The sequence below is a fragment of the Candidatus Pyrohabitans sp. genome (genome assembly GCF_054014795.1).
Map to the genome: position 1 here is coordinate 20,570 of NZ_JBPMGE010000019.1, position 6,538 is coordinate 27,107.

Annotated in this window: 8 protein-coding genes; 5 read left to right on the plus strand and 3 right to left on the minus strand. The window is 55.0% G+C overall.

Annotation, left to right across the window (positions count from 1 at the left end; all coding sequences use genetic code 11):
- Positions 1–14: 14 nt before the first annotated feature.
- The 4 genes from ACXJJW_RS02170 (at position 15) to ACXJJW_RS02185 (ending at position 2,993) form a co-directional block, all read left to right on the plus strand.
- Positions 15–656, plus strand: a complete 642-nt coding sequence (locus tag ACXJJW_RS02170; RefSeq protein WP_456474076.1) for a phosphoribosylanthranilate isomerase — start codon at positions 15–17, stop codon at positions 654–656.
- Between the two features lie 36 nt (positions 657–692).
- On the plus strand, positions 693–2,036 hold the full coding sequence (locus ACXJJW_RS02175; protein ID WP_456474077.1) for an FAD-binding oxidoreductase: 1,344 nt from the start codon (positions 693–695) through the stop codon (positions 2,034–2,036).
- Positions 2,037–2,093: 57 nt separating this feature from the next.
- Positions 2,094–2,390 carry a nucleotidyltransferase family protein gene (locus tag ACXJJW_RS02180; RefSeq protein WP_456474078.1) on the plus strand — a complete coding sequence of 99 codons (297 nt, stop codon included), beginning with the start codon at positions 2,094–2,096 and terminating at the stop codon, positions 2,388–2,390.
- A 69-nt stretch (positions 2,391–2,459) separates the two neighbouring features.
- Positions 2,460–2,993 (plus strand): epoxyqueuosine reductase QueH, encoded by a 534-nt coding sequence (locus ACXJJW_RS02185; protein ID WP_456474079.1) that lies wholly within the window; start codon positions 2,460–2,462, stop codon positions 2,991–2,993.
- On the opposite strand, the gene ACXJJW_RS02190 is transcribed toward ACXJJW_RS02185, so the two are convergent.
- Entirely contained in the window at positions 2,994–3,959 is a 966-nt protein-coding gene (locus tag ACXJJW_RS02190; protein ID WP_456474080.1) for an FKBP-type peptidyl-prolyl cis-trans isomerase, read from the minus strand.
- 42 nt (positions 3,960–4,001) lie between these two features.
- Positions 4,002–4,523 carry a shikimate kinase gene (locus ACXJJW_RS02195; protein ID WP_456474081.1) on the minus strand — a complete coding sequence of 174 codons (522 nt, stop codon included), beginning with the start codon at positions 4,521–4,523 and terminating at the stop codon, positions 4,002–4,004.
- Positions 4,524–4,595: 72 nt separating this feature from the next.
- Here ACXJJW_RS02195 and ACXJJW_RS02200 point away from each other — a divergent pair, with 72 nt between their 5' ends.
- A complete protein-coding gene (locus ACXJJW_RS02200) occupies positions 4,596–5,903 on the plus strand; it encodes a prephenate dehydrogenase (RefSeq protein WP_456474082.1) in 1,308 nt (435 codons plus the stop codon).
- On the opposite strand, the gene ACXJJW_RS02205 is transcribed toward ACXJJW_RS02200, so the two are convergent.
- Positions 5,895–6,538 (minus strand): signal peptidase I (locus ACXJJW_RS02205; protein WP_456474083.1); only part of this gene is annotated, 644 nt, incomplete at its 5' end. The genes ACXJJW_RS02200 and ACXJJW_RS02205 overlap by 9 nt on opposite strands.

Here is a 6,538-nt window from a genome sequence, read left to right on the forward strand (position 1 = left end):
TCGGAGCTGAAGGCATGGTCAAGGTAAAGATATGCGGCAACACCAGCGTAGCCGATGTGGAGCTGGTCTCAGAGCTGGGCGCTGACTTCGCGGGCTTTATAGTTGAGGTGCCCGTAGATACGCCCCGCAGGATAAGCCTCGACGAGGCGGAGAGGATAATGGAGGAGATGCCCTTCACCACCGGCGGCGTCATGGTTATTATGCCCAAGAGCGTTGAGGAGGCGCTCAACATGTACCTAGCGGTGCGTCCGGATTTTCTGCAGTTACATGGCGATGAGTCTCCAAAGTTTGTGCGGGAGCTCCGCAGCCTGGTGTCGTGCAACATAATAAAAACCATCCACGTAAAGGGCGAGGAGAGCATTGCCCAGGCGAGACGCTACGTCAACTACGTGGATGCGATACTCCTGGACACACCCTCTCCACAGCGAGGCGGCTCTGGTAAGGCCCACAACTGGGAGGTTTCGCGAAAAATAGTGGAGAGCATATCAAAGCCGGTGATACTTGCGGGCGGTCTTACCCCGGAGAACGTCGCCGAAGCTATTCGCATCGTGAAGCCCTACGCCGTCGACGTCTCCAGCGGCGTGGAGGCGGAGCCCGGGAAGAAGGACCCTGAGAAGGTGAGGCAGTTTATAGCCCGCGCTAAAGGGGTTGAGTGAGTTAAGCCTATATAGCAACAGCGCCAAATTATCTCCATGAGGGACCTCTTCTCCTTCCTGCCCGAGGAGCGCATTCTTGTGGATAAGGAGGACCTGCTCCTCTACTCCTACGACGCAACTCCCGCCGGGAGGAGGTATCCTATCGCCGTGGTGAGGCCGGAGAGTAAAGAGGAGGTTGTGGAGGTGGTTAAAGCTGCCACACGGGAGGGGCTCAGCTTAGTCGCCCGCGGTGCCGGCACCAGCCTGAGCGGCGCGCCCCTGCCCTGCGAGGGCTGCGTTGTGGTGGACTTCACACTCATGGACCGCATTCTCGAGGTGGACGAAGCTAACTCCTTCGTCGCCGCTCAGCCGGGCGTGGTGTACGAGGAGCTCAATCGCAAGCTTGCTGAACACGGGCTCTTTTTCCCTCCCGACCCGGGGAGCGGGAGCGTGTGCACCCTCGGGGGAATGGTGGCAATGAACAGCTCAGGCATTCGCGCGGTGAAGTACGGAACCACGCGGGACTACGTGGCCTCGCTGGAGGTTGTGCTTGCCAATGGCGAGGTTGTAAAGCTTGGCGGAAGGTACAGGAAGAGCGCCTCTGGCTACGATTTAAAGAGCCTCTTCGTGGGCAGCGAGGGCACGCTGGGGCTATTCACCGAGATAGGGCTGCGCGTTATACCAAAGCCCACCCGGCATGCAGCCATGATCGCGAGCTTTGACGACTTTGAAAGGGCCGCGAAGGCTATAACCAAGGTGATGGCAGAGCGTCTTGATATAGCGGTGCTTGAGATTATGGACTCGAGGGTTGTGGAGGCTGTGGAGAGCTTCTCGGGCTTATCCCTCGGCTCTGCCGAAGCTCTAGTATTAGCCGAGGTTGAGGGTTTCGATGCCGGCGTTGAAGAGGAGATTCGCAGGGTTGCGCAGGTTTTCGCTAAGGCAGGGGCGAAGGTAGAGCTTGCTTCCGACGAGGCGGAGATCGCCCGCATGTGGAAGGCGAGAAAGGCAGCACTGCCTTCGCTTGCTCGCATAGCGAGCGGGCTTTTGCTGGAGGATATCACTGTGCCCGTCTCAGCGCTGCCTGAGATGATGCGTAGAATCCACGCGCTGGCGGCGAAGCACGGCGTTAGGATAGCCACCTTCGGTCACGCTGGCGATGGCAACCTGCATCCCACATTCCTAGCAGATACCGAGGAGGAGATGCGCAGGGTGCGAGAAGCGATAGAAGAGCTGTTCAGGGAGTGCCTCTCTCTCGGTGGCACCCTCACCGGGGAGCACGGGATTGGGATAGAGAAGCGCCCCTACCTCGAGCTGGAGCACGGCGGCGCTGCACGGATGATGCGGGAGATAAAGCGCGCCCTCGACCCGCGCGGAATCTTCAATCCGGGGAAGATTTTTTAAGCTACTTAGTTAACATAAATAATTAGGTGTAATTTTGAATTAAAACGGTGAAGAAAAATGAAGAAATCCATCACAGAAATAAAAAACATACTTAAAAAACATGAATCTAAACTTAAAAAGGAGTATAGAATCAAAAAAATTAGTATCTTCGGATCATATGTGAGAGACCAGCAAAGAGATACGAGCGACATCGATATAATTGTTGAGTTCGAGGAAATCCCCGACTTATTAGAATTTGTGAGACTGGAAGAGTATTTGAAAAAAATCCTGGGGATAAAAGTTGACTTGGTAACAAAAGAATCCATTAGCCCGTACATTAAAAAGTATATAGAAGGAGAGGTTATACCCATATGAAAAAACCAACACCTTATCTCATGCATATTTTTTAAAAGAAACCGAAAAATAAGAGCGAGAGGTCCTGCCATGAAGAAGAGGCTCCTCCTGCACGTATGCTGCGCTCCCGACGCGACGGTGCCCTACCTGCGCCTGAAGGAGGGGTATGAGATAATCGCCTTCTTCTACAACCCCAACATCCATCCCCGCGAAGAGTACGAGAAGCGCCTTTGCGAGGCAGAGAAGCTGGCAAAGCTCTGGGACTTCCCTCTAATTGTCGGGGAGTACGACGCAGAGCGCTGGTTCAGCGCAGTTCGTGGTCTCGAGGAGGAGCCAGAGGGAGGGAAGCGCTGCGAGGTGTGCTACGCTTTTAGGCTGGAGGAGAGCGCCAGGCTTGCGGAGGAGCTCGGCTGCGATGTCTTTGCCACCACGCTCACAATAAGCCCCCACAAGAGGGCCGAGAAGATAAACGCCTTAGGTAAGGACGCCGCCAGCAGGCACGGAGTCGCCTACCTGGAGTCCAACTTCAAGAAAAAAGAGGGCTTCAAGGAGAGCATTAGACTGAGCAGGGAGCTGAATCTCTACCGGCAGACCTACTGCGGGTGCAGGTATTCGATGAGGTAGCTACTCCACAATGGTGGTATTCCATGGGAAAGAGCCGAACTGCACAACCGCGCCAGGGGTAACATCGTGGCGGACTGCTATCCTATCGCCGCTCACTGAAACAACTGTGGAGTTCCAGGGGAAGCCAAGATTTACAGTGTCCCCTGTCTTAAGCATAACCTCCAGCGTAACATTCACCCCGGCATCGCTAATCCTCGCCTTGACGTCCTTCATCAACTCAATAACCTCCCCATCCTCTACCGGACCCATGATTGCTTCGTACTCCTCCTTTGGTACCTCAATAAAGCGCCTCAGATACTCCACGCGGGGAATCTCATAATCTATCGGGTACGCCACTATAAGGCTTGGGTTCACCTCTCCGTAGGCCTCCTCAGGGGGCAGGGTGACCGTCTTGGTCTCATTTACCCTCATCCCAAGCACAGCATTTTCAAAACCGGAGATAACCTCACCTTCGCCGAGGGTGAAGGTGATTGGCTCATAACTCTCCCTGCGGGTGAATAAGTCCATCTTTGGTATACTCTCATCCCTCGCTACCTCCTCTATGGAGGTGTCAAACAGCTCACCATTATCCAGCTTCCCGATGTAGTCTACATACACCGCATCCCCCTCCTGCGCAACCTCTGCGGGAGTGCCGTCACGGGAGATATTGAGAAGGGTGATGGTAAAGACCAGTGTCTTACCCGCAAGCGGGGGGTTCTGGTCTATGAAGGCGTGGGTGCCATTGGTGTAAACCCTCACCATACCGGATGCTGTAAGCAGTGTGGTATTCTCCACATTGTGGTGAATCCTTATGGGAGGCAGAGAGAGTTCAGAATCTGGAACCTCCTGCACCGGCGCCTCCTCCTCAGAACTTGAGCCAAAGAAGTTGAAAACCACGCCGCTTGCCAGGGTCCCCCCCACCATTATAATAACAAGGAACCATATCCAGAGACGTATGTTCTTTTCTGGTTTTTCTTTGCCTTTCATTGGACAAGGTTGTACCACCGATATTTATATAGTTTTGCCCGATTAACCCTGTTTGCACGCCCTCGTATATATCCTAACCACCTCCTCCACCACCTCTTCCACGCTTAGCTTACTGGTGTCCACACTGTAGTCGTGGTTCGCATAGTAGGAGGAGCGCTGCTTCAGGAGCTCCCTTATCCTCGCCAGAGGCTGAGCAACACGCAGCAATGGTCGCGAGGTATCGCCGCGAAGGCGCTGGTATACAACCTCCGGCTCTGCGTGGAGGTACACCACCACACCCTTCCTGCGGAGGTTGGAGATGTTCTCCTCATTGAGCACCACGCCGCCGCCGGTTACAATTACACAGCCTTCAAGCTCTGAAACCTCCTCAACAACCTGCCGCTCCAGCTCGCGGAAGTACGCCTCCCCGTACTTCTGGAAAATTTCGGATATCTTCATTCCCGCACGCTTCTCTATCTCCTCATCCGTATCTATGAAGCGCAGACCAAGCTTCTCTGCGGCGGCCCTGCCAATGGTGCTCTTTCCGGCACCCATGAAACCTGTGAGCACGAGGTTTTTCTTCATGGCCCCACCTTTTGCAGCCCATCCAAGGGTAACCAGGGTAAAGCTTTATATCAAAGCATGCTAAATATTAGCATGGTCAAGGTTGCGATAATCGGCGGCAGCGGCGAATTCGGCAGACTCTTTGCTCGCATTTTTGCAGAAGAGGGGCATGAGGTTTTAATAACGGGAAGAGATGCCGCCAAAGGCGAGCACGTGGCGCGGGAGATAGGTGTGCGCTTCTCCCGGGACAATATCGCCGCCGCAAAATGGGCGGATATCGTGATAATAAGCGTATACATAGACAACACCGTGGAGGTTATAGAGCAGGTGGCCCCACAGGTGCGCGAGGGCGCGCTGCTCATGGACTTCACCAGCGTAAAGGTTGAGCCCTGCAGGGCAATGCTCGCCCATGCAAAATCCGGGGTGGAGATTATAGGCACCCACCCCATGTTCGGCCCCCGCGTCAAGAGCTTCGAGGGGCAGGTTTTTGTTCTGACGCCGCTTCGCGGCGAGAGGTGGAAACGCTGGCTTCTAGACTGGCTGGAGAGGCACAAGGCCAGGGTGATAATAACCACTCCTGAGGAGCACGACAGGATAATGAGCGTTGTGCAGTGCCTGACCCACTTCACCTACATAAGCGTCGCCGCAACGCTGCGTGAGCTGGACATAGACGTGAAGTACTCCCGCCGCTTCGCCTCGCCAATCTACGAGCTGATGCTGGACCTGATAGCGCGCATAGTGGGGCAGAATCCCCACCTCTATGCGAGCATTCAGATGCACAACCCCCTGGCAACGAGTGTTCACGACGCCTTTATAGCCCAGGCTTCGAGGCTCAAAGAGATAGTCGCCAGAAAAGATAAGCACGCCTTTGTTGAGCTCATGGGCAGGGCAGCACGGCATATGGGCGACGTCGAGGCTGCGATGGGGCGCAGCGACAAGGCAATACACGCGCTGAGCGAGGAGCTCAAAAAGCTCAAGGCAAGTGTGGGTAAGGAGGTGGCGCTCCGCCACATCTACTCCGGGGCGGTGCATGCAGGCAGGGTGCTGGAGGTTGACCCCGAGAAGGTGACCCTGCTGGAGGGCAAGAAGAAGATAACCCTTAAAATAGCCAACATCGAGCTTCTGCCGGAGGAGGAGATTATCCGCTGGAAGGCTGAGCATCTGCCAAAGGAGAAGCGCGACTTCTCTGTGGTGCTGCCGGAGAGCGCCGACGAAGACCTCATCTCCTCGCTGCTCCGCAGGCACCTGCAGGGCGTGCTAACCTGCGATGTTATAGACGTCTACCGCGGAAAGCAGATTCCGCGGGGGATGAAAAGCATCACCTTCCGCGTGGTTGCCGTTGACCTGGATTTCAGTCAGGTTGAGAGTTTTCTCCGCGGCATCGGCGGCAGGCTAAGATGACTTCCTTCTCCTCTCCTTGATGTGGTTCTCCACCATGCCGAAGATGATAAAGAGCAGGAGAAGAAGGATAATAACTCTTGTAAGGCCGTACTTCGCCGCAAACTCTGTGAATATCACCTTCACCCAGCCAACCTTTGGTATCCACAGCACCACCTTGCCCTTGATGTTGTTCTCACTCACGGGTGGGGCGAGCATAATGCGGGGATCCTGGTCCGGGTAGGGATTGGTGAGGTTGTTGTCCCCCTTGGTGTAGAAGAAGCGCTCCCCATTTATCTCCTCAACGGCTACAACGCGGTGCACCACAGGGATGTGCTTGAAGGGGTTGTAGTAGACTATTATGTCCCCAACCTTTATATCCCCGGGCTCCACGCCCCTGATAACCACCAGGTCGCCCTTGCTGAAGGTGGGCTCCATGCTGCTGCTCACAACCGCCATGACCGGCTTCTCGGCTCCCAGCACCATGCCCAGGCCGAAGTTTAGAGCAACGGCGAGGATGAGGCCTATTACGACGTACCTGAAGGTGTCAGTCAGCTCGCCCTTTATGTCCATCAGTGCTCTACGGCAAATGTATTCTCTGAATAGATATTTAGAATCTGATGCACCGAACAGGAGGATTTTGACAGTGCCAGGTGAGG

Bases quoted from the DNA above. Each gene is read 5' to 3' on its own strand.
- ACXJJW_RS02190 (WP_456474080.1), bottom strand. From the start codon at position 3,959: ATGAAAGGCAAAGAAAAACCAGAAAAGAACATACGTCTCTGGATATGG.
- ACXJJW_RS02185 (WP_456474079.1), top strand. From the start codon at position 2,460: ATGAAGAAGAGGCTCCTCCTGCACGTATGCTGCGCTCCCGACGCGACG.
- ACXJJW_RS02195 (WP_456474081.1), bottom strand. From the start codon at position 4,523: ATGAAGAAAAACCTCGTGCTCACAGGTTTCATGGGTGCCGGAAAGAGC.
- ACXJJW_RS02170 (WP_456474076.1), top strand. From the start codon at position 15: ATGGTCAAGGTAAAGATATGCGGCAACACCAGCGTAGCCGATGTGGAG.
- ACXJJW_RS02180 (WP_456474078.1), top strand. From the start codon at position 2,094: ATGAAGAAATCCATCACAGAAATAAAAAACATACTTAAAAAACATGAA.
- ACXJJW_RS02200 (WP_456474082.1), top strand. From the start codon at position 4,596: ATGGTCAAGGTTGCGATAATCGGCGGCAGCGGCGAATTCGGCAGACTC.
- ACXJJW_RS02175 (WP_456474077.1), top strand. From the start codon at position 693: ATGAGGGACCTCTTCTCCTTCCTGCCCGAGGAGCGCATTCTTGTGGAT.